Raw genomic sequence first — 20813 nt, forward strand, 5'->3', positions numbered from 1 at the left:
TAAGCCAGTTAACGGGCCTGCGTTTCTTCTGGCGGGAATTGCTCCACCAGCATCTGAACCAGATTGACCGTTAGATAATCAGCCCCACGCTTCAGCCGGTAATGGTTCAGCAGGTTAATGGCCTGACCTGCTGCCTTACGGTTGGGTAACCAGTAGCGGTAAAAGTTGGCCTGTCCGCCATCTTTGCGCGTGAACGGGTCCAGAGTCCGGGCAATCAGAATGTTCTGCTTTCCCAGCCTTGAAACGTCGGTATTAAGGCAGCTACTCCAGAACAATCCGGGTTGCTGTTTAAACCGATAACCCTGTAGAGGGCTGGCGACTTCAATCTGTCGTAAGCCTGCCGGCCCTGCCTCAAGAAAGGCATACAGACAGTTTTCTATTTTGGTTGGCTGTTTCATAATGAGCTGTCCTTAACTGTATTACGGGCTTACTGGTGGGGACTGGTGGCCCGTAGTCCTTTCTTTATGCGGCTTCTGTCTGGCGCTTTTCCTCCCAAGCTTCCAGCTCTGACATTTTCCAGCGGACACAGCGCGGCCCCATCTGGACAGGCTTGGGAAAGCTTACTTCTGAATCCTGCATCCAGCGGTAAAGGGTGGTGTTACCGATCCCGTAACGGGTCAGCACTTGTTGGCGGGTGAGGTAGGTTTGAGGTTGTTGGGTCATGGTCTGGTTTCCGTGTTGTTCTTTGTTATTCCACGGAAAATAATTTGCTATTAACGGAAGGTACTAAAAATTGTGTGTAGAGGTAGAAAACCTGTTTTATTCCCTAAAAAACATGTTTCTACCCCTATAAGGTGGTTTTTTTCAATTTTTATTCTTTGGTCTCCCCCCTTTTTTTGCTTCTGCTGGCGCAATATCACTAATCCATTGTCGGATAACTTTATCTGCTGGGGGCTTAAATCCTTTCTTTTTTAATTCATCATTTATCCATTTTGAAACAACACCAATTCGTGGAGGATTTGATTCATTATCAGACCAGCACTCTTTTGCTATGAAACGTGCTTGCTCCCTAGCCTTATTGCTTGCCACATGTCTAGCTTTTCCACCAATACTGCCAGCCTGTTTAGCACTCAAGCTATAAATCGCTCTTTCTACGTCATCGCTCATTTCCTTTTCCGATTTTTCAGCGCAATAACTCACTATATGCTGAGCTGCTACTTGATCCATTCCAAGCACATGTGATGTGAATCCAGCTTTAAGAGGTAGTGGAATGTTTTGATCCAATGAAAATTTTCGTATTAATGCTTGCTTAAAGCTCTTTATATCTTCATTTGTAACTGATTCATCATATGAAAATAAATCGTCAAAAGGTTGAACTGGATCAGCGTTAACTGCTTCTTCTTGGCGGTATCTGAACTCGTTTCTTATCGCCAGTATCACTTCTGGAAAATTCTTTATTACTTCATCAAGATAGTCTTTAAAGTAGCTTTTCTGTATCTGCCGAGCTTGCTCATAAAGCTTACTGTATTCAGAGCCACCCATATCAAAGCGACTTTCAAACTCTTCCAGTCGATCTAATATACTTATATATTTTTCGTCCTTTAGTAGCTCAGACTCCGCTTGAGTTTGTTTTAACTCCAACTCATTTATTTTCTTCTGTTCCTGTGTCGTTAGTTCCCGGCTTAGGTGTTTATAAATATCTACTGTATCCATCACTGCCCCCAGCAATCCCCACGATTAAGTTAGCCAGTCAGGGCGGGTGGGTTATCCGCCTTTTCAGGAGCTACCCTAGACTGGCTATTCAGTTACAGGCTCCGGCCTGCGTTGTTCTTATCGGTAGACTTCTTTCCGGTGGCCTACCTTCACCACTTCAATGATTAACTGCCCGTTATCTACCTGGTACACAATCCGATAATCACCAGACCTTACCCGGTAAGTGTGTTCTGTGCCTGACAGCTTGCGGCATCCTTCCGGGTGTGGATCATTCACCAGCGATTCAGCCAAGGCCACCAGCTTTATTACTGTTGCCTTGGGTAGCTTCCTGAGTTCCTTCTGTGCTGATTTCTTCCAGCTCAACAGGTACCGGTTCATAGCTTGCCGTCAGCCTTCAGGGATTTGATAAGATCGTCATGGGATACGGTTTCTTCGTCCCGGCGTTCTGCCACTGTCGCAAGGTCTTCAAGGTCTTCTATCAGTTCCTGATACTGATCCACTGGCAAAACAACAGATACCCGGTTGCCCTGGTCATCGGTTATGTATTGTGGCTTTGGTTGTGCTGGCATGGTGTTATCTCCGGTAACTGATTAAATGAGATATTTTGGAGTATCCACTTTTACGTATTTCCTAATTTTTAACACTGCTGGTGGACTGCCGGTACTGGTCAAGATCCACCAGCTTGGTATCTTTGCCCTTGAGTATCTTGTCTAAAAATGCGTCGTATTTCTTCAGGGCTTCCCGCTTCTCTGGCAACCTGTCCGAGTGGTCGTAGTGCTTACTTTCAATGCTGCCATCTTCCCGGCTCTGGATCAGGAATCGCTGCTCTTGTGGTACACGGCACTCGATAAGCAGGTTGGTTGCCGTCCGTCGAATATCCTTAGAGGTGAATCGTTCAGGTAATGGCTCTCCTGCTGCCTTGGCTTCAGCTTCCAGACAGTCACAGTATTCATTCACTCGCCTTGTAAGACCGGTAACCGTCATCGGAGCTTTCCCTGTAATTGAAAAAGGCCATTCATGGGAGCCTGTTATCAGTTTCAGCTCTTCAAGTATTTTCAGTGCCTTGCTTGTCAGTGGCATTACTCGCTTTCTTGGCTTGCCGCTTTTCCCTTTCCGCTCAATGAAGGTAAATACTCTTCTTTCAAAATCAATATCTGACCATCGGCATTGGGCTAATTGCTCTGGCCTGTTACCTGCTGTCGCCAGCATGAAGCGCAACAGCAAACCATACACAGGGCTTCTGTTTGGCAGCGATGGGGTAAAGTCATACCAGAGCCGATTAATCTCCTGGTGGTTCAGGTAACGCTCTCTGACTCTTTCAAAGTCTGCCTGACGGGGTACGGCTGACACGGGGTTGTGCTCTATCAGAAAGCGCTTGCCGTGTTCTACTTGCTCACGGGGATTATTATCAGCCTTCATACCGTATTCATACGCCGCATGGAGATAACTTCTCAGCCGGTTACTGGTGGTTGTTATGCCCTTCTCTATCATGCGCCTGATAATGGTTACTATGTCCTCAACAGTAATGTCCTTGGCTTTGGTTTTCGCCAGATTGGGGAATGGCTCCAGAACGTATAGAGTAAATGCCCCCTTAACCACTCTGGCTGATTTCTTGCCCTGCCTGTAGAGGGATGAAACGTAGGTTTCGCACAGTTCTGAAAGTGTGCCCTGGGTCTTGGCTAATTCTTCCTGTCGCTTAAGTTCTCGCTGCTTCTGCTGGTACTCCAATGCTTGGGCTTCAAGGTGCGCTTTCAGATCACCGTTACACTCTCTGCGAAGCTTTGATAACTGTTGCGCTCTCTCTCTACACTCCGCTAAGGTATAGCCGTACCCGTTACGAGTAATTTTGTACTGACCGATCTTGAGAAATGTTTCTTTGCCTTTTTCACGGTAGCGGTAATAGGCCTCAATACTTTCAGGACTGCGCCGCCAGAACAGCAAGGTACCGTCTCCACGGCTCCCGATACTCTCCCCGGTCTTGGCTTTTTCCTTTAGATTCCTTAACTGAAGGTCTGTTAATCGCTTGCCCATAAATTACCCACCTGAATTACTTGTTATTGCCCGGTCACCTACCTGTTAATTTGCTCCCCGTTTGCTCCCTGTAAGACAAATTGAATTTGCTCCCCGTTTGCTCCCCTCTTTGCTCCCCCTTTCTGTCGGGCTTGAGTGGAAAACTATAGTACAGTCTGGAATCATGCGGAAATAATAAACCCAGTAAACAAGGGGTTACAAGCGATATAAGGAATTATGTGGAATGGTACGAAAGTACAAATTGAAAGACTCATAATCGGCAGGTCGGCAGTTCGAGTCTGCCAAGGCCCACCAAACAAAAACCCTGAAAGCCTTATAAAACAAGGCTTTCAGGTTTTTTTATGCCTGTTTTTTATGGGTGTCACAAGGGCATCACAGCTCTAAAAATAGGCTTTTGTGTCACAAAAGTGTCACCACGCAGCCTACCCACCCGCACACCCACCAAAACCGCACAAAAAAAAACACCAAAATCCCGCAGGCGGGGCGAGGAGGAGTGCGTTTTTCACCTCGTTCCCAAGCCCTGCGTGGGAATGCATACCGGTAGTGCGTCATGCTTCCACGCTGGAGCGTGGGAACGAGCCATACGAGCTATAATTCAACTCCGTTCAGTGGGTACCAGTCTTCAGTCATAATCTGATCGTAAGACCAAGGGCACCGGTCTGGAAAACTGCTGTCGTCAAGCTGTTGATTTTTATTAACGTAAAGATTCATAGCTTTAATAGCTTCTTTTTTAGCGTCGGGATATGCTTCTATCAAGGAACCTTCAACTCTTGGTTTTAAACCATAATTCTTTCGGAGTAACTATTCAGCACCCAGCAAAGGATGATCATGGTAATTCTTCATGGCTATAAGCAGGGCTTCGAAAACGTTCTGACCCTGCTTTCTCGCCGATGAAACATAACTCCGTATCCGGCAATACCATTTCGCTCCTTTCTTGCTTCTGATACAACCTGATATTTTTTGCTTCACCTTGCCATTTCTGATGTCTCGTTCACTGCCATTATTGTCGAAGGGGATGTTGAGGTCGGTCATGAATCTCAAGGTTTCGTCCTTGAACTCCACCAACCGCTTAAACAGGTTGAAGGCTTTGGTATTTTTGACTTTGTCACGACCCAGCCGTTGCCGTACTCGTTCCATATACTCAGCCTCTTCAGCCAGCGCTCTTCTCGCTGTCCGCTCGAACAGTGAGGCAATGCGCTGGTAAATCACTTCTGGCATAGCCTTCATGCCAATCTTTCTGAAACCGTTGCTGAGATGGCAGGCCAGTCTCAGTAACCGTTGCAAGCGTGCGGCAAGATGGTTGCAGTCCCTGTCAACAACACCCTGTAACTCTCTTAGGTGATGGGCATTGCAGAGGGCATGAAGTGCAGCATAACGGAAGTAAGCCTTGTAGTGGTCATGAACTAATATTCCAGCAAAGGCCAGTAAGATGCCCATGGACTCTATGGCGGAGTGACCTCGACTGGGATCAAGGTGGTACATCGTCCATTTTTCAGTACGAAGGACATGCATCCACCATAGCGCCCCGGCTACTCTCATGCCTGTTTCGTCAGCACCGGCAATGGGTTCTACCTTGAGGGCATCGGCAATAGCCTGTTCGGTGCTGGCTAACTGGTTATAAGCCTTTTCCTGGAAGGTGCAGATAGAACCCGGGCTAACCTCTAATCCGAAAATATCCATGAAGAACTGGGAAGCACGCTTGTAAGGCACCAGCTGATACTGGCAAAGATACACGGCCAGTGCCTGAGTAACGGGCCCATACTGCACATGAGAGTCTACGCCTTCAGGGAAGCTGGCCTGCGTTACATGACCGCAGCTACACTTTTTGACCTCTGCTACATGAGCAGTCACTTCAAAGTGACCAAAACGACCAGGTTCAAACACTTGTCGTTCAACCCGCTTAACCGTTTTTTCCGAACGCAGCGAGCAACCGCATTTTTCGCAGTCAATGACAGGGTGGTAGTGGGTATGCTCTGCTTTAGCAGCTTGTCGAAGCGTAGAACCCTTGTGACCTTTCTGGCCGCCAGGCTTACGACCTGACTTCTTTCGTAAGCTTTTTGGGTTGGGTTTTTCGTCTTTTGGGTCGCTCTCCGTCGCCTCTAAAGAGTCCTTTGCTTTGGCGTTGGGTTTTGCATATCCATCCGAGGATGGAGGCTTGCTGCTGTTGCGGCTGTTGGTATTGAGTCTAGCTGAGAGTTCTTTGTTCTCCGTCTCCAGCTTTGCCCCTTGCTGGCTCAGCACGGTCACCTGCTCTTGCAGCTCATTCACAACGGCAAGGAGGGCGACAATCATCTGAAATTCGGGAGTAAGCTGACTCATAGCGGCATACGACCAGGAAACTGTACTTCAGAGTGGCACAAAATCACGAAAATACCAGTCGATTACAGGGGGGCTGAATAGTTACCTTTCGGATCAGCCTATTAATCCCACTCCTTGACGTGTTAATAGTCACCATCCAACCTTTTAAAACTCTCTCAGTGGTTATCGTGTCCCTTAACACCGTAGTTTGATAATCCATTTTAAGCAGATGGTGTATGAGATTAACTAGAAAATTCTCAAGATTGTCTATCTTGGATTCTATACCCAACTCCAAATCCTCCAACAGATTTTCAAGGTCTAACTGGTCAAAGCGATGATTTCTCAGCAAAGCTACCTGATTGGATAACCACTGGTGATAATCAGTTTCGTATAAATTACTCATAGATGTTCACTCCATTAAACGGATACCATTCTTCAGCCATCAACCGCTCCCTCCCAGTCGCGCCCCAGGCGCTTGGTGGGATACCCCCCATCCCTGGGGATAAGTCTTCACTTTTGTGTGAGGTTTGAGGATAGCAGTTGAAGAGGGGGGTGCAAGTTGTTGGGGTGGCCATCTCCCCCACAGGCGGCTGAGTGTAATGCTTATGGCTCAGCGTCATCACAAACCCGGCCTGAAACCCCAATCCCACAGGTTTATGGATAATGACGGCTGGTATACGGTGGGTGAACTACTCGCCCCTAAAGGAGCGAGCTTCCAATACTAAGCAACTACCGGAGTAGTTACCGTTCTTTTCTTTTTTGACGTTTCACTGCGAGCTGCGGAAGAGGGCTTGCCCTTTCCCGACTTACATTTCGCTCCACGTCCTTTAGTTAGCACAGGAATTCCTTTGCCAACCAACTCCGTTCCAGAGTCCATAAAAAACCTAATTGCTCGTTTCTTGATTACGATGCTGGCGTTTCTGTCAGCGTTGTCAAAGTGTCCACATTGACCGCAAAGAAACAGTTCTTGTGTCTTGCGGTTGTCGGGGTGAGTGTGACCGCAATCAGCACACTCTTGACTCGTAAAGGGTGCAGGCACTTTGAATACAGCTTTGCCTGCTTTTGCTGCTTTATATCGGGTATAGGTTTCCAAGAAGTGCCATCCTACGTTGAGAATGGCCTTGTTCAGTCCGGCTTTTTGTTTCGCCTTGTTGGAGATGAACTTTCCGTTTTGATCTTTTTTTGCTTTTGGCCTGCGAGTCATTTTTGAGGTTTTCAGATCTTCGAAAACAATGACCCTGGCCTTGCTGTCAACCATTTTACGGCTGGTTTTGTGACAGAAATCTTGCCGAATGTTGGCTACTTTCTTGTGCTGCCTGCTAATCCTGTTCTTTGTTTTCTGACGACGGTTAGAGCCTTTGGTTTGGCGAGACAAACGACGCTGAAACCTCTTTAGGTATCGCTGGCGCTTATCCATGTTCTTTGTCTGGTTTTCTGTAAAGTCGTAAGGCTTAACGCCAGTATGAACAGGTATAACAACACCTCGATCGACGCCGATAACATGCTCTTCCAGCCACTCTTTGGAAGCACCTTTAAGGTATTCCAAATGCTCTTTTTCTGTTGCTGGTTCTTCTGATCCATCGTCATAACAGAAAGAAACGGAGTACTGACCAGCCTCTTTTCTAATGTAAATGGATTTTGGTTCGTTGAATGGGCGATGAGTTTTAAACGACAAATAACCAATATTGTTGGTCTTTGTACCAATGAAAAGACGGGTTACACCATCTTCACAGATATCGAACCGGAACACTTCATTGGTGAGATAAATGCTGCCCTTGTCGGATTTTGGCTTTTTCTTTGGCTTGCCGCACTGGCCATTGATGTGTTTTTGGTAGGTCTTATACCAGTTGGTAGCCGAGTTTCTGATTATCTGACTGGGACAATCGGATAACCAGGGTGATAACTCTTCGCTTTTGAATTGGGCTGCCTTTGTGTCAATAGGGGCATACGCACCTATGGGGCAGTATTTTTTTGCGTAAGTGCTGTAATAGCGATGTTCATCACATTTCGCATTCCAGATAAACCGAGCGCAACCCATCCACTGAGACAGAACCAACTTTTGCTGATCTGTTGGATTGGCTTTGAGTCGGATACCTTGCAGCATTACATAACCTGTTGAATTGAATGGCTTCATGCTAGTCTGGCTAGAAATATCTGTCAAATATGAGGTTTTTATGTACGAATGGAGATCGGTAGATCATGTGTATTTAGGAATAACGTACATCTAGTATTTGTTACTAAATACCGTAGAAACGAGTTCAGCAGGGAAATGGTAGGCAAGCCAAAGGGAAAGTCGTCTTATACATTAAGGCGTGAATACTGGGAGCGCATAAAGCCGATGTTATGGGGGAAACACTTCTGGAGAAAGCCAGAGAACACCGCCTTCAGAAAAGTCTGTTAAAACTTCTAAGCGACTGTCACAGCAAGGCTAACGCCTTGCGCTGGCTAGACCCGCCCCTGAAGGAACGGGTTTGCGCCAGCATTTCGATCAATGGTGGAACCCCTGTGGCCACGTTGACAAGTATCCTGATGTTTTGAAGGAAGCTGCGTTGCTGGAGGATCCAGAACCTTCCCGGGGCGGATAAAACAAAGGTTGTCTAATGCCTGGCCTGCCAAGGCCGATGGATATTCTTCATAATCAAATCACAGGCAGTACAGGCAAGGACTAACCCGTACCGAGGCAAGGATGCCAAACGAAATGGCGTGACGCCCCTGGAGGGCGATGGTGACTTCCGCAGCCCTGAGTGTATCGCCCTGCTGAAAAAGGCTGACATTGTCGTCACCAATCCACCGTTTTCCCTGTTCAGTGAGTATGTAGGTCAGCTGGCCAGCTTTAATAAGAAATTCATTATCATCGGTAACCAAAACGCCATTACCTACAAGGGTGTTTTCTCTCTTATCAAAGAAAACAAAATGTGGCTGGGCTTTGGCTTCAAAAGGAACATGGCTCATTTCATTGCACCCTACTACGACGATGTCGCTTCTGATACTGACCATCGTGAAGGCCTGATCTGGGTTTCAGGTGTTGTCTGGTTCACAAACCTTGATCATAACAAACGACACGAGGAAATGATTTTGGTGCAGCGATACCGGGGTAATAAGGCTGCCTACCCACACTACGACAATTACGATGCCATTGAAGTGTCATGGGTGTACCTATTACGTTCCTGAGTAAGTTCAACCCGGAACAATTTGAAATCATTGGCACTTCAGACCGAGGTGGGGACGGTTTCATTAACCATCTTTACTTACCCCACGATCGACGAGATGCCGCTGTCGTCAATGGTAAGGGTGTTTATAAACGGCTGTTTATCCGCCACCGCAAACCCCTGGCCAAGGTGGCATAAATGAAAGTCATCCAACATAACATCACCCTCCGGGACCTGGCCAAAGATTCTTCACCTCGTTTGCTGAGCGTGGGTAAGAGCTATACGAGCTACAATTCAACCCCGTTCAGTGGGTACCAGTCTTCAGTCATTAGCTGGTCGTAAGACCAAGGGCACTGGTCTGGAAAGCTACTGTTGTTCAGCTTTGGGCATTTAGGTGGTATGTGTAAATTCATTTCTCTAATAGCTTTCTTTTTACCTTTAGGATAAGCCTCTTTTAAAACGTCTTCGATACGTCTGTTTAAACTGTGATTCTTATCCAATAATTCATTAATCCCATCCCTTGCATTCCATACGCTAACCATCCAGCCTTTAATGACTCTTTCAGTGGCTACGGTGTCCCTTAACACTGTTGTTTGGTAATCCATTTTAAGCAAGTGGAGTATGAGATTAACTAAAAATTTCTCTAACTCACGAATGTCTTGCTTAATGCTCAACTCCAAATCCTCCAACAAGTTTTCTAAATCTAGCTGGTCAAAGTGATGATTTCTCAGCAAAGCTACCTGATTGGATAACCACTGGTGATAATCAGTTTCGTATAAATTACTCATAGATGTTCACTCCATTAAACGGATACCATTCTTCAGCCATCAACCGCTCCCTCCCAGTCGCGCCCCAGGCGCTTGGTGGGATACCCCCCATCCCTGGGGATAAGTCGGCCAGCAGGTCTGAGTGTTCAACTTTGTTTGAGGTTTGAGGATAGCAGTTGAAGAGGGGGGTGCAAGTTGTTGGCGGGGGTTCAGGGGCTGTGGGAACTGCGCAGAAAGTCCAACCACTGAGCCACGTTTGCCCGGCTCAACTGATGACAAAAGGCATACATCCGCTATATTTCTCCCATGAAACCCTTTAACTGGAACCCCCCCAGAAGAATCAGCAGCTGATCCGCGAACGGAATAAATCCTTCGGGGAAGTGGTTTTCCACATAGAGAACGGCGACCTGCTGGACGACATTGACCACCCTAACCCGCAAGCCTATCCCCATCAGCGGATGTTTGTGGTGAATGTACAGGGTTACGTCTGGCTGGTGCCTTACGTGGAAAGTGAGCAGGAGTACTTTTTAAAAACACTGATACCCAGCCGCAAATATACCCGTGACTATTTGGGAGATAAACATGACAAAAACCAAACTGGATAACGAAGAGCAGGCGTTGCTCGATGCCTTTGAACGAGGTGAGTATGAATCCGTGCTGACGCCTGAGCGCAAGGCGACGTTGGAAGCGGCGGCCAGGGAGACGCTTAAGAAGGATAAGCGTATTAACATCCGAATTTCCCAACAGGATCTGTTGGCGATTCAGTCACGGGCCCAGCGGGAAGGGATTCCATACCAGACACTGGTGTCCAGTATTCTCCACAAGTACCTGTCCGGTGCTTTGCGGGATGTCTCAACTCAGCCTTGAACAGTCAGTGAACAATGGGGTCGCCATCACCCCACCTTCCCCAACATTACTCGCGGGGTTTCTTCGTCCCGGCGTTCTGCCACTGTCGCAAGGTCTTCAAAGCGAATAACCAAAAAACTGCTTATTTTCCCTCAGTATTCTCGTGAACAACGCCTCATTCAAAGCGTTATCGGAGCCATCGTTGTGGTCGATAAAGGTGGCTCCCAGTAACCCTCCTCTTCTGGGCATAAAATAGATATCCGCCTTATCCACAGGGCTGGCACGTTTGGGGGCTCCCGGCGGCTGGTAGCGAGTGTAAATAATGTAGTCGAGCTTGTTCAGGGGTTGATGAGCCAGCTCAAGCAACAACCCCATGTTGGGGTAAACCCTGTCATCGTGATTCAGTTTTGCAGCCCCCAGCCCGGAACAGTTAAAAACAACATCGGTTTTAATATCATCGAGACTGCCGATTGTCCCACGAACCACAGGGATATTTCGGGTTCTGAGTTCACGGTCAAAGGCTGCCATAATGACCGCAGTATCCATAAAGTAAGTCCGGAATTTTTGCATCGGGTAATTCACGCCTGTGGAAAACTTAACCACGCCCTGCTCAGGTTTGGGTAACAATCCGGCTTCAGCAAAGGGTTCAATACCGGTGTAAGTTTCTAAAGGACCTTCTTCCCCTTCTTTACCCAGACCACTGTAGACATCAATAAGATGCACCCCTTCATTGATGATGGAATGGGTGCCTTTGTCGACTTTCTGATACCCCTTGAGCGTCTCAATGGCGAGCTGTTCAGCCTCTTTTTTCTCGGACTTATTTTCTGTTGCCATAGACACCATGGCCAGATACCCCGTTGAGTTCAATGAAGCAATACCGTCGTCTTTCTCAGCCACCACACGAAGGTTCCGGTAGCCTGCCTGATAAAGCGATAAGGCGACGGCTTTTCCCATACAACCTGCGCCAATGACCGTTACAGAAACCTGGTCGTTTAATTTATGCGCTCTGGCCCTCTCCTCAAATAAGGCCATGGCTTTGTTTACACTACCCCAGAGCAGCGTCCAGCCGCTGCCGCCATGACCGTATAAATGGACTCTTATTTGCTCACCGATACGCTCAGCACTGATTTCTGGCAACCCCTTTCGCATGGGACGAAGACAGATAGTTTTGCGATCAATATCGCCGCCCAACACCACTCGCCCCTGTGCATCAAAATGGGCATCACCCAGCTGAACTGCCTCCAGCTGGTCATAAAAGGGGGCTAAATGGATCATTTGTATAAAACTCCCGCCAACCCATAAGAAGGCTCTGCCTGTTCGTCCAAAAAGAAACGGGAAACAGACTCTGCTACCCGGCTCACCTGCGCCGCCGTCATTCCCGGAAACACAGGCAAAGAAAGACAACGCCGGGACACCTGCTCGGCGACAAAAAGATCCTGTGTTATCGGTAAGCCTCTAAACACTGGCTGCTGATGTAATGGGATCGGATAATACAGGGCGGATGCAATGCCCTGACTGGCCAGATGCGCTTTCAGTTGATCCCGTTGATCGGTTAACACCGTAAACTGGTGATAAACGTGCCCCTGTCCTGCTGGCAACAGAACATCCAATCCCTGCAGACAGGATCGGTACACTTCTGCTATTTTTTTCCGCTCCTGGTTATAACGTTCAATGTACTTGAGCTTGACTCTGAGCAGCGCCGCCTGCATTTCATCCAATCGGCTGTTGAAACCCATGCACTCATGTCGGTATTGAATGCTGCTGCCGTGGTTTCTCAATACCTTTAACTGCTCCGCCATGAACTCCGTCTTTGCAGTAATTAAACCACCATCACCAAAACCACCGAGGTTCTTGCTGGGGAAAAAGCTGAAACAACCAAGATCACCCCAGGTTCCCGTCATTCTGCCGTTGACAGACGCACCAAAGGACTGGGCACAATCCTCAATCAGCAGCAGGGAATGTTCCTCGCAGAGCCACTGAATTTCCTGAATACGGGCGGGCAAACCGAAGAGATGAACCACCAGCACTGCACGAGTGCGGTCAGTCATTGCCTGCTGTATCCGAAGTGGATCCATATTAAACGTCTCCGGCTCTATATCCGCAAACACAGGCGTTGCACCTACCCGGACAATGGCTTCAGCGGTGGCAAAAAAAGTAAAAGGCGTGGTAATGACTTCATCACCGGGGCCCAGACCAGCGGCTGAGAGGGCAAGGATCAGGGCATCGGTGCCATTGCCACAACTGACAGCCTGGTTAGCCTGAAGAAACGCTCCGACTTCCTGTTCAAAAGCAGTGACTTCCTCGCCCATCAAAAAACGACCGGAGTCCAGCACCCGGCTGGCCGCTGCCCTGAGTTCCTGCTGAATAGGCTGGTGCCAGGCCAGTGTATCCACCATCGGGATCATTGCTTTCGAATTCACTGGACATCTCCCTCGATGATACCGGAAATCCGGGTGGCTAACGCCAGGGCACGATGGCCATCCTCACCGCTGACCCTGGGCTCTTTTGAGTAACGAACACAGTTGAGGAAGTCTTCTATCTCCCTGCGCAGGGAGTCGCTGTCTTTATAACTCAGTGCATCACACTCAATGGTGGGAATGCCGGGAAACATCTCACCTTTACCTTTGTAAAAGTGCGACATATTCAGAGACTGAAAATCGATACAAATACACGACTTTTCTTGAAAGATGTGCATTTTTCGCTTGGCTTTCTGACTGATCCGGCTGGCGGTTACATTAGCGACGCAGCCACCACTGAATGTCAGTCGGGCCTGGGCAATATCCACTGAGTCAGACAGTACCGCTGTACCGTTGGCAACGACATCCACTAATGGCTTGTTCACCAGGCTCAGAATAATATCCAGATCATGGATCATAAGATCCATAACCACATTGATATCCATGGAGCGAGGCTTGAATCCAGCCAGCCGGTGAGACTCAATAAAACGGGGCTCCCTCAATAAAGAGCCTACGCCGGAAAGGGCTTCGTTAAAACGCTCCAGACAACCCACCTGCAGAACCAGCTCCTGCTCCCTGGCTATCTGAACCAGCTCATGGGCCTCATCCAGACTGGAAGTGATGGGCTTTTCCACCAGTACATGCACACCCGCCTTAAGAAAATCTCTGGAAACCTGATGATGGAGAAACGTGGGTACAGCGATACTGACCGCATCCACCCGGCCTAACAGTTGTTGGTAATCAGCAAAGAATTCTGTGCCACACTCACTGGCAACAACACGACCACTGTCTTCATTGATATCTGCTACGCCAACCAGCTGACACTCAGGCAACATGGCGTATTTATGGGCGTGAAATTTTCCCAGATATCCGATCCCGACTACTGCGGTTCTGAGCATTGAAAGATTCCATAAGGTTTTGATGTTTCGGCTTTTAAGATAGACGTTATTTCGCGCGCTATCCGAACCATCAAGCAGAAACAAAATGGAATTCAGTCCCCCGGATCTGGAGCTGATCAGTCAATATCCAGAACCGGCAGCGTCCGGGTCAGGGTGATCTCCTGGGTCGATATTTCAGCGCCCAGAGCCATAATTTCAACCCCTGCGGCTGCCGCTTCTTTAATGGCCTGACCGTATGCCGGATCAATCTCATGAGCTGGAGCCACACGTTCAATCCCCGTGTGCTGAACACAAAACAGCAGCACTGCCCTATAACCTGACTTCACCATAGCCACCAACTCCCTGAGATGCCTGGTTCCCCGTGTGGTGACGGCATCGGGAAACAGGCCCAGGCCATCACCAACCGCCAGAGTGACACTTTTCACTTCGACATAGCAATCGGGCAAACCTTCCTGCTGTAGCAAAAAGTCGATACGGCTTTTTTCTTCACCGTAAGGCACTTCGCTGCGAACGTTGTCGTAATCTGCCAGACCGGGAATCTTTTTCAGGTTCAACGCCTCGGCCACCAGCTTGTTGGCCCTGCCGGTATTCAGCCCGGCCAGAGTGCTTTTTTCCTGTGCGCCATAGATAACGGGAATCTCAGCCAACTCCCAGGTGCAGGGGTACTTACGTTTGGGATTGCCAGAATCGAGATACCAGACCTGTTTGCCGGGATAGAGACAGTTTTTCATGGAACCGGTATTCGGACAGTGAAGGGTAATAATGCTGCCATCCTCCAACTCCACGTCCGCCATGAAGCGTTTGTAACGTCGAAGCAAACGGGCTGACTGAAGATCTTTCTCAAATTTCATGGTTTCCTCGAGGAGTATTTTGTGATTACTATGTACTATGTGGATGATTACTTGTCGACAACGGCAGAAGCAATTTTTTATGGCGCATTGCCATAGGTTTTGGTAGTTTCTTCGCTTCTGTGAGGAAGGCAAGAGGCATAGGGTCCAGATTACGCAACGGATACTGGCAACCCGTAGTGTTGACCTCAGCTTTCAAGGAAGCCGGTGATATCCGGCGTTCGGATGGAAAGCCTGGCAGGCAGTATGTCGGGCTACTTAATGAGAAGGTGATGAGGCTGTAATCATGTCAGCACAGAAAAAAGCCGATCAAGGTAATTTGCTTCGCTCTTTCACTCCGTATGTGGAGAAAGAAGGCGAAGAATACATGAATGAGAAGCAGGTCGAACATTTCACCAACATCCTCAAGCACTGGAAGCAGGAATTGATGGAAGAAGTGGATCGCACCGTAAACCATATGCAGGATGAAGCAGCAAACTTCCCTGACCCGGCTGACCGTGCCAGCCAGGAAGAAGAGTTCAGCCTGGAGCTACGTACCCGCGACCGCGAGCGCAAACTGATTAGAAAAATCGATAAAACTCTGGCTCGTATTGAGGAAGAAGATTACGGTTTCTGCGATTCTTGCGGTGTCGAGATTGGCGTCCGCCGTCTGGAAGCTCGTCCTACAGCCACTCTTTGTATTGACTGCAAAACCCTGGCTGAAATCAAAGAAAAGCAGCTGGGTCAATAATATACCCTGTCACTGCTGCCTTCTTACAAAGCCGCGAATTACATCGCGGCTTTGTTATTTATGCATTTCCACGCTGGAGCGTAGGAACGAGTTGTTAACATGCCCACAGCAAACAGAAATGCCAACAGTGAAGAAAAGCCAAACTACGTTGGTCGCTTTGCCCCCTCTCCTTCCGGGCCATTGCACTTTGGCTCACTGGTCGCCGCCCTGGCCAGTTTTCTGGATGCCCGTTCGCAAAACGGAATCTGGCGGGTTCGCATGGAAGACATTGACCCTCCCAGGGAACAACCCGGCGCAGCCCGTCAGATTCTGAAGTCACTGGAAGCCTATGGTTTGCACTGGGATGATCAGGTGCTCTATCAAAGCAGGCGTCACGAGACCTATCGACACATCATCAGTGACCTGAAAACCAGAGGCCTGGTATACCCCTGCACCTGCACCCGTAAAGACCTTCGTGGGCAAGGGGGCGTCTATCCGGGTACCTGTCGGGACAAAACCGATAACACAAAGTCCCCATATGCCCTGAGAGTCAGATGCCCGGAAAAAGTCATTGAGTTTCAGGATCTGATCCAGGGCCCGATCAAATATGCCCTGCCTGATCTGGGCGACTTTATTATTCAGCGCAAGGATGGTCTCTTTGCCTACCAGCTGGCCGTCTGTGCTGACGACGCTGACCAGGGGATCACTCACATCGTCAGGGGCCATGACCTTCTGAATGCCACGCCCTGGCAGATCTATCTGTTGTCGTTGCTCAACACTGCCACTCCTGCCTATGCCCATATTCCTGTTATCACGCTGGCAAACGGCGACAAGCTGAGCAAGCAGAACCATGCTCCGGAGATTCCCCTCCACCAGCCTGAACAGCAATTGATTAATGCATTACAGGCATTGGGACAGAGCCCGGACGCCGAACTGCACGGCAGCAGTGTTTCCGAGATTCTGCAATGGGGTATAGCGCACTGGCAGATAGAAAAGGTCGCAAAACAACCTTTTGTGCCACTGGCGGCTTTATCCTGAGGACCGGGAGTGGTATATATAGACTATTAACCTTGTCGAGTAACCTTGTCGAGAAAGATATGTCTAGGGAGTGGATATGTCCGTTATCAACGCCGTTATTAAAAAAATTGCACGTCGATGTCTGCCTGCTACTACCTTGTTTTTTATTTCCAACTCTTTGGCGATTACCCCACAGGAAATCACTCCCATGCCGGGAGCTGCGATTGATATAACCGACTCTGAATTCTGTCAAAAGGCTCGCTTTGAGCGCGAAAACGCTGTTGGCAAGGAACCCGACCTTTCTAAAATTGATGTGGTTAACGCTCAAGATGCTGCGCTCTGTTTTACCCCGGATGAAAACCTGTTTTTCGTTGCCAATCAGGAAGCGCAGAATATCCTTGGCCCTCATGCTCCCTGGTATATAGAGATCAGTCGTGAGTTTCGTGCGCGGGTGAAAGAAGCCTGCGAGATCATGGGCTATCAAAACGACGATGTCAGCCGGTCTTACGATTACTGTATAGAAAACCGCTTTGAAGAACTGATGGGCCCCTACGAAGATAAATATCGAAGGGAAGCAGGAAACTACGTCAGCAAAAGAAGACAGGTGGCAGAAAGCCTGGTGGTTCGTTGCGATGCCGCGTTAAGTATCAAACGTGCCCGCCTGCCAAGAGACCTTAAGTTCCCCCTGGCTTACTACGATAAGCGCATCAACGCCCTGCCCAACTGGTATCTGGAAGAAAAACTGGATGACACTGACGCGATCAAAAAGATAGGTGACCTGAAAGCGAACGAGCTGATGACCGACGTACTGGGTGATGACTGCCCGGGCAACATGGTTTACTGGGTGACCTACAATCCACCGAGCGTTTAATAGATGACATTACTCACCCACTTTGCGGTTTACCCCGGCACTGGTTAACATAGACAGCCCGATCTAAAACTCGTACTGAAGTTTCATGTACATCTATCGCCTGGTTCTGCTTCTGGTTATCAGTATCTACCTGTTCTCTCCCGCCATCATGGGCTGGTGGATTACCACTGGCGACAGCTGGTACCAACCCTGGATTCTCTGGTTTATCGTCATTCTGGCAGGCTTCCTGCTCCAGCCCAGAGGGAAGTCGGATGAGTTTTGAACTCGAACAACTTCTTCTTATCAGTGTCGTATACCTGCTGGTTTTGTTCCTCTGTGCCTGGGCGACCGAGAAAGGCCTGATCCCCGATAAAATCACTCAGCACCCTGCTGTCTACGTTCTGTCTCTGGGGGTCTATGCCTCCAGCTGGGCCTATTTTGGCAGTCTGGGTATCGCCAGTGAGCACGGTTACGTCTTTCTGGCTTTCTATCTGGGACTGAGTGGCGCTTTCCTTCTGGCTCCGGTTTTGCTCCATCCCATTCTCAGGATCACCCGTACTTACCAGCTCAGTTCGCTGGCAGACCTTTTTGCGTTCCGGTTCCGAAGCCCGGTAGCCGGTACCCTGGCCACGTTACTGATGCTGACCGCGATCATGCCTCTGCTATCTTTGCAGATTCAGGCGATATCCGACAGTATTCACCTGATCAGCAAGGAGTACTCTCCGGAACGACTCGCTGTCGTTTTCTGTGTCATGGTGGCCCTGTTTGCTGTCTTGTTTGGGACCCGGAACCTCTCAACCCGTGACAGGCATCAAGGCCTGGTCATGGCAATCGCGGTTGAGTCAGTGGTCAAACTGATGGTTATGATAACCTTGGGACTGGTGATTCTGTTTGAAGTCTTTAATGGTCTTGACGGTGTGGAAGTCTGGCTCGCTGCCCATCAGGACACACTGATAACCATGCAAACGCCCCTTGAGGATGGCCCCTGGCGCAGTATGTTGCTGATGTTTTTTGCCTCGGCGATTGTCATGCCACACATGTTCCACATGACCTTTGCTGAGAATCGCAGCCAGCGTTCTCTTCATATTGCCAGCTGGGCGCTCCCCCTGTTTCTGCTGGTGCTGAGTCTACCCACCCTGCTGATTCTCTGGGCGGGTATCAAGCTGGACAGCCCGGTGGCGGCTGACTACTTCCCACTGTTCATTGGTCAGGCCCTGGATATGCCCTGGCTGACCATTGTCGCTTATGTAGGAGGACTGGCGGCTGCCAGCGGCCTGACCATTGTGACAATACTGGCCCTGTCTGCAATGATCATGAATCACATCGTGTTGCCCTATTATCCGCCCCGCCTTCAGGTTGAAGTGAATATCTATCGTTGGCTGACCCGGTTCAAGCGTTGCATTATTCTGGCGCTGATGGCTGGCTCCTACGGCTTCTATCGAATACTTGAAGCTGAGCACGCGCTCTACAACCTGGGGGCTATTGCCTATGTGGGCGCCCTGCAACTGCTGCCCGGCGCACTTTGTGTACTGTATTGGCCCAAAGCCAACCATAAAGGGTTTATTGCCGGCCTGATCGGCGGCACCACCTTCTGGTTCTTCACCATGATGCTGCCCCAGATCATCGATTTCAGTCCCCATAGCTCAACCATGGATGAAGCTCCGAACGCCTTTTACCACTACTTTTATGGGCAATGGCATCATGAGCAGTGGCATCTGCTGGGCATGGCCTCTCTGGTCGTCAACGCCGCGCTTATTTATCTGGTCTCCAGCTTCACCCGCATGTCCCCGGAAGAACATTCAGCCGCCAGTGCCTGTCAGGTTGAGAACAACAGCCGCAACGAGCAAAAAGTACCTGAAGCCAAGTCTGCCCATGATTTCCATGCAATGTTGAGCAAACCCCTGGGAGGACAGGTGGCCCATAAGGAAGTATCCAGGGCACTGAGCGATCTCAACCTGAGAGAAGATGAAAACCGTCCCCATGCTCTCCGTCGTCTAAGGGAGCGAATTGAGAAAAACCTTTCGGGTCTGATGGGACCCAGCGTAGCCCATGATATTGTTGACACCTTCCTGCCCTGGGATGAAAGCAAGGGCTACGTTGCCCGGGATATTCATTTCATGGAATCCCGGCTGGAGGCTTATCACAGTCGATTAAGCGGTCTGGCCGGAGAACTGGACGACCTGCGGCGGTACCACCGGGACATCCTCAATAATCTTCCTATGGCGCTCTGCTCGGTGGATGCGGCGGGAGACATCATGCTCTGGAATCAGGCTATGAGTCATATGACCGATATCCCGGCCGCTGAGGTTCTGGGCAGTCCCCTGAACCGGATTCCAGGGCCCTGGAATAACATTCTCAGCAACTTTGCCCGGATAGACAGTCAACACCTGCCTAAACACGGTATAAAAATGAATGGGCAGTTGCGTTACTTCAATCTGCACAAGGCTAACCTTGAAGCACCCGCGTCCGGTACCAGTGGCAATAAAGTGATGTTGCTGGAAGATCAGACAGAAAACCAGATGCTTGAAGATCAACTGTTTCACAGTGAACGTCTGGCTTCCATCGGTCAGCTGGCGGCCGGTGTCGCCCACGAGATTGGTAACCCGGTCACCGCTATTGACTGTCTGGCCCAGGAGCTGAAAGCCCTGTCGGAAGAGAACGACACCCGGCAAATGGCTGAGCAGGTACTCGAACAAACCAAAAGGGTATCCAGAATCGTACAAATGCTGATGAGCTACTCCCACAACGGTAAGCATCGATCAGAAACGGGCACCCATGAACCTGTTGATCTTTTCACCTGCGTCCAGAAGTCCATCAGCCTGTTGCAACTTGGACGAAAGAGCAGCAATATCAGCTTTCTTAACGTGTGTGATCCAGAACACAGAGTGACAGGTGACCCACAGAAACTGCAACAGGTATTCATCAACCTGCTGAGTAATGCCGTGGATGCTTCCGATGAGAACAGTACAATCACTATCAGAACATCGGCCTCTGTCCACACCGTCAAGATTGAAGTAGAAGACCAGGGTCATGGCATTCCTGCCAACATCAGGGAGCGTCTGTTTGAACCCTTCTTCACTACCAAAGAGGCCGGTAAGGGGACCGGCCTCGGTCTGGCACTTACCTGGAATATTATTGAAGAGCACTTTGGTACCATCGAGGTCATCAGCCCAATCGATAAAAATCTGGATAAAGGTACACGCTTTGATATTTCCCTGCCGCGTCATGAGCCGCAGAGCATCAGGCAGCAGCATGGTTATTGACTTATCAGCCCCGTGAATTATTGGGGC

General features: G+C 49.2%; 19 protein-coding genes and 1 pseudogene. 7 read left to right on the forward strand and 13 right to left on the reverse strand.

Annotation, left to right across the window (positions count from 1 at the left end; all coding sequences use genetic code 11):
• Positions 1-8: 8 nt before the first annotated feature.
• The 8 genes from K7B67_RS19245 to K7B67_RS19280 all read right to left on the reverse strand — a co-directional run bounded on the left by K7B67_RS19245 (position 9) and on the right by K7B67_RS19280 (position 8086).
• Entirely contained in the window at positions 9-398 is a 390-nt protein-coding gene (locus tag K7B67_RS19245) for a hypothetical protein (protein WP_252177480.1), read from the reverse strand.
• A gap of 64 nt (positions 399-462) precedes the next feature.
• Entirely contained in the window at positions 463-663 is a 201-nt protein-coding gene (locus K7B67_RS19250; RefSeq protein WP_252177481.1) for an AlpA family phage regulatory protein, read from the reverse strand.
• 141 nt (positions 664-804) lie between these two features.
• The gene (locus K7B67_RS19255; protein ID WP_252177482.1) at positions 805-1653 is read right to left on the reverse strand and encodes a hypothetical protein; all 849 of its coding nucleotides are present in this window, start codon (positions 1651-1653) and stop codon (positions 805-807) included.
• A 117-nt stretch (positions 1654-1770) separates the two neighbouring features.
• Positions 1771-2016 (reverse strand): type II toxin-antitoxin system RelE/ParE family toxin, encoded by a 246-nt coding sequence (locus tag K7B67_RS19260; RefSeq protein WP_252177483.1) that lies wholly within the window; start codon positions 2014-2016, stop codon positions 1771-1773.
• 11 nt (positions 2017-2027) lie between these two features.
• Entirely contained in the window at positions 2028-2222 is a 195-nt protein-coding gene (locus K7B67_RS19265; protein ID WP_252177484.1) for a hypothetical protein, read from the reverse strand.
• A gap of 61 nt (positions 2223-2283) precedes the next feature.
• A complete protein-coding gene (locus tag K7B67_RS19270) occupies positions 2284-3684 on the reverse strand; it encodes a tyrosine-type recombinase/integrase (protein ID WP_252177485.1) in 1401 nt (466 codons plus the stop codon).
• A gap of 801 nt (positions 3685-4485) precedes the next feature.
• Positions 4486-6003, reverse strand: coding sequence for an IS66 family transposase (locus K7B67_RS19275; protein ID WP_252177486.1), 1518 nt, complete (start codon positions 6001-6003; stop codon positions 4486-4488).
• A gap of 700 nt (positions 6004-6703) precedes the next feature.
• Entirely contained in the window at positions 6704-8086 is a 1383-nt protein-coding gene (locus K7B67_RS19280; RefSeq protein ID WP_252177487.1) for a transposase, read from the reverse strand.
• Between the two features lie 599 nt (positions 8087-8685).
• Here K7B67_RS19280 and K7B67_RS19285 point away from each other — a divergent pair.
• Positions 8686-9329, forward strand: a pseudogene (locus tag K7B67_RS19285) (adenine-specific methyltransferase EcoRI family protein).
• Between the two features lie 89 nt (positions 9330-9418).
• On the opposite strand, the gene K7B67_RS19290 reads toward K7B67_RS19285, so the two are convergent.
• Positions 9419-9919 carry a DUF29 domain-containing protein gene (locus tag K7B67_RS19290; protein ID WP_252177488.1) on the reverse strand — a complete coding sequence of 167 codons (501 nt, stop codon included), beginning with the start codon at positions 9917-9919 and terminating at the stop codon, positions 9419-9421.
• Between the two features lie 561 nt (positions 9920-10480).
• On the opposite strand from K7B67_RS19290, the gene K7B67_RS19295 reads away from it, so the two are divergent.
• Entirely contained in the window at positions 10481-10765 is a 285-nt protein-coding gene (locus K7B67_RS19295) for a CopG family antitoxin (protein ID WP_252177489.1), read from the forward strand.
• A gap of 96 nt (positions 10766-10861) precedes the next feature.
• Here K7B67_RS19295 and K7B67_RS19300 read toward each other — a convergent pair whose 3' ends face one another.
• The 4 genes from K7B67_RS19300 to sfsA all read right to left on the reverse strand — a co-directional run bounded on the left by K7B67_RS19300 (position 10862) and on the right by sfsA (position 14950).
• Entirely contained in the window at positions 10862-12019 is a 1158-nt protein-coding gene (locus tag K7B67_RS19300) for an FAD-dependent oxidoreductase (RefSeq protein ID WP_252177490.1), read from the reverse strand.
• On the reverse strand, positions 12016-13164 hold the full coding sequence (locus tag K7B67_RS19305; RefSeq protein WP_252177491.1) for a DegT/DnrJ/EryC1/StrS family aminotransferase: 1149 nt from the start codon (positions 13162-13164) through the stop codon (positions 12016-12018). Before K7B67_RS19305 ends, K7B67_RS19300 begins: the two co-directional genes overlap by 4 nt.
• A complete protein-coding gene (locus K7B67_RS19310; RefSeq protein WP_252177492.1) occupies positions 13161-14099 on the reverse strand; it encodes a Gfo/Idh/MocA family oxidoreductase in 939 nt (312 codons plus the stop codon). Before K7B67_RS19310 ends, K7B67_RS19305 begins: the two co-directional genes overlap by 4 nt.
• A 116-nt stretch (positions 14100-14215) precedes the next feature.
• Entirely contained in the window at positions 14216-14950 is a 735-nt protein-coding gene (sfsA, locus tag K7B67_RS19315; RefSeq protein ID WP_252177493.1) for a DNA/RNA nuclease SfsA, read from the reverse strand.
• Between the two features lie 283 nt (positions 14951-15233).
• Between sfsA and dksA the strand changes: the two genes are divergently transcribed.
• The 5 genes from dksA (at position 15234) to K7B67_RS19340 (ending at position 20786) form a co-directional block, all read left to right on the forward strand.
• Positions 15234-15677: an RNA polymerase-binding protein DksA gene (dksA, locus tag K7B67_RS19320; protein WP_252177494.1), complete on the forward strand. Its 444-nt coding sequence runs from the start codon at positions 15234-15236 to the stop codon at positions 15675-15677.
• A gap of 99 nt (positions 15678-15776) precedes the next feature.
• On the forward strand, positions 15777-16694 hold the full coding sequence (gluQRS, locus tag K7B67_RS19325) for a tRNA glutamyl-Q(34) synthetase GluQRS (protein WP_252177495.1): 918 nt from the start codon (positions 15777-15779) through the stop codon (positions 16692-16694).
• 76 nt (positions 16695-16770) lie between these two features.
• Positions 16771-17544, forward strand: a complete 774-nt coding sequence (locus tag K7B67_RS19330; protein ID WP_252177496.1) for a hypothetical protein — start codon at positions 16771-16773, stop codon at positions 17542-17544.
• An 85-nt stretch (positions 17545-17629) separates the two neighbouring features.
• Positions 17630-17806: a hypothetical protein gene (locus tag K7B67_RS19335; protein WP_172806705.1), complete on the forward strand. Its 177-nt coding sequence runs from the start codon at positions 17630-17632 to the stop codon at positions 17804-17806.
• The gene (locus tag K7B67_RS19340) at positions 17796-20786 is read left to right on the forward strand and encodes an ATP-binding protein (RefSeq protein WP_252177497.1); all 2991 of its coding nucleotides are present in this window, start codon (positions 17796-17798) and stop codon (positions 20784-20786) included. The genes K7B67_RS19335 and K7B67_RS19340 overlap by 11 nt, the downstream gene beginning before the upstream one ends.
• Positions 20787-20813 lie beyond the last annotated feature (27 nt).

The sequence above is a fragment of the Endozoicomonas sp. 4G genome (genome assembly GCF_023822025.1).
Taxonomy (GTDB): Bacteria; Pseudomonadota; Gammaproteobacteria; order Pseudomonadales; family Endozoicomonadaceae; genus Endozoicomonas_A.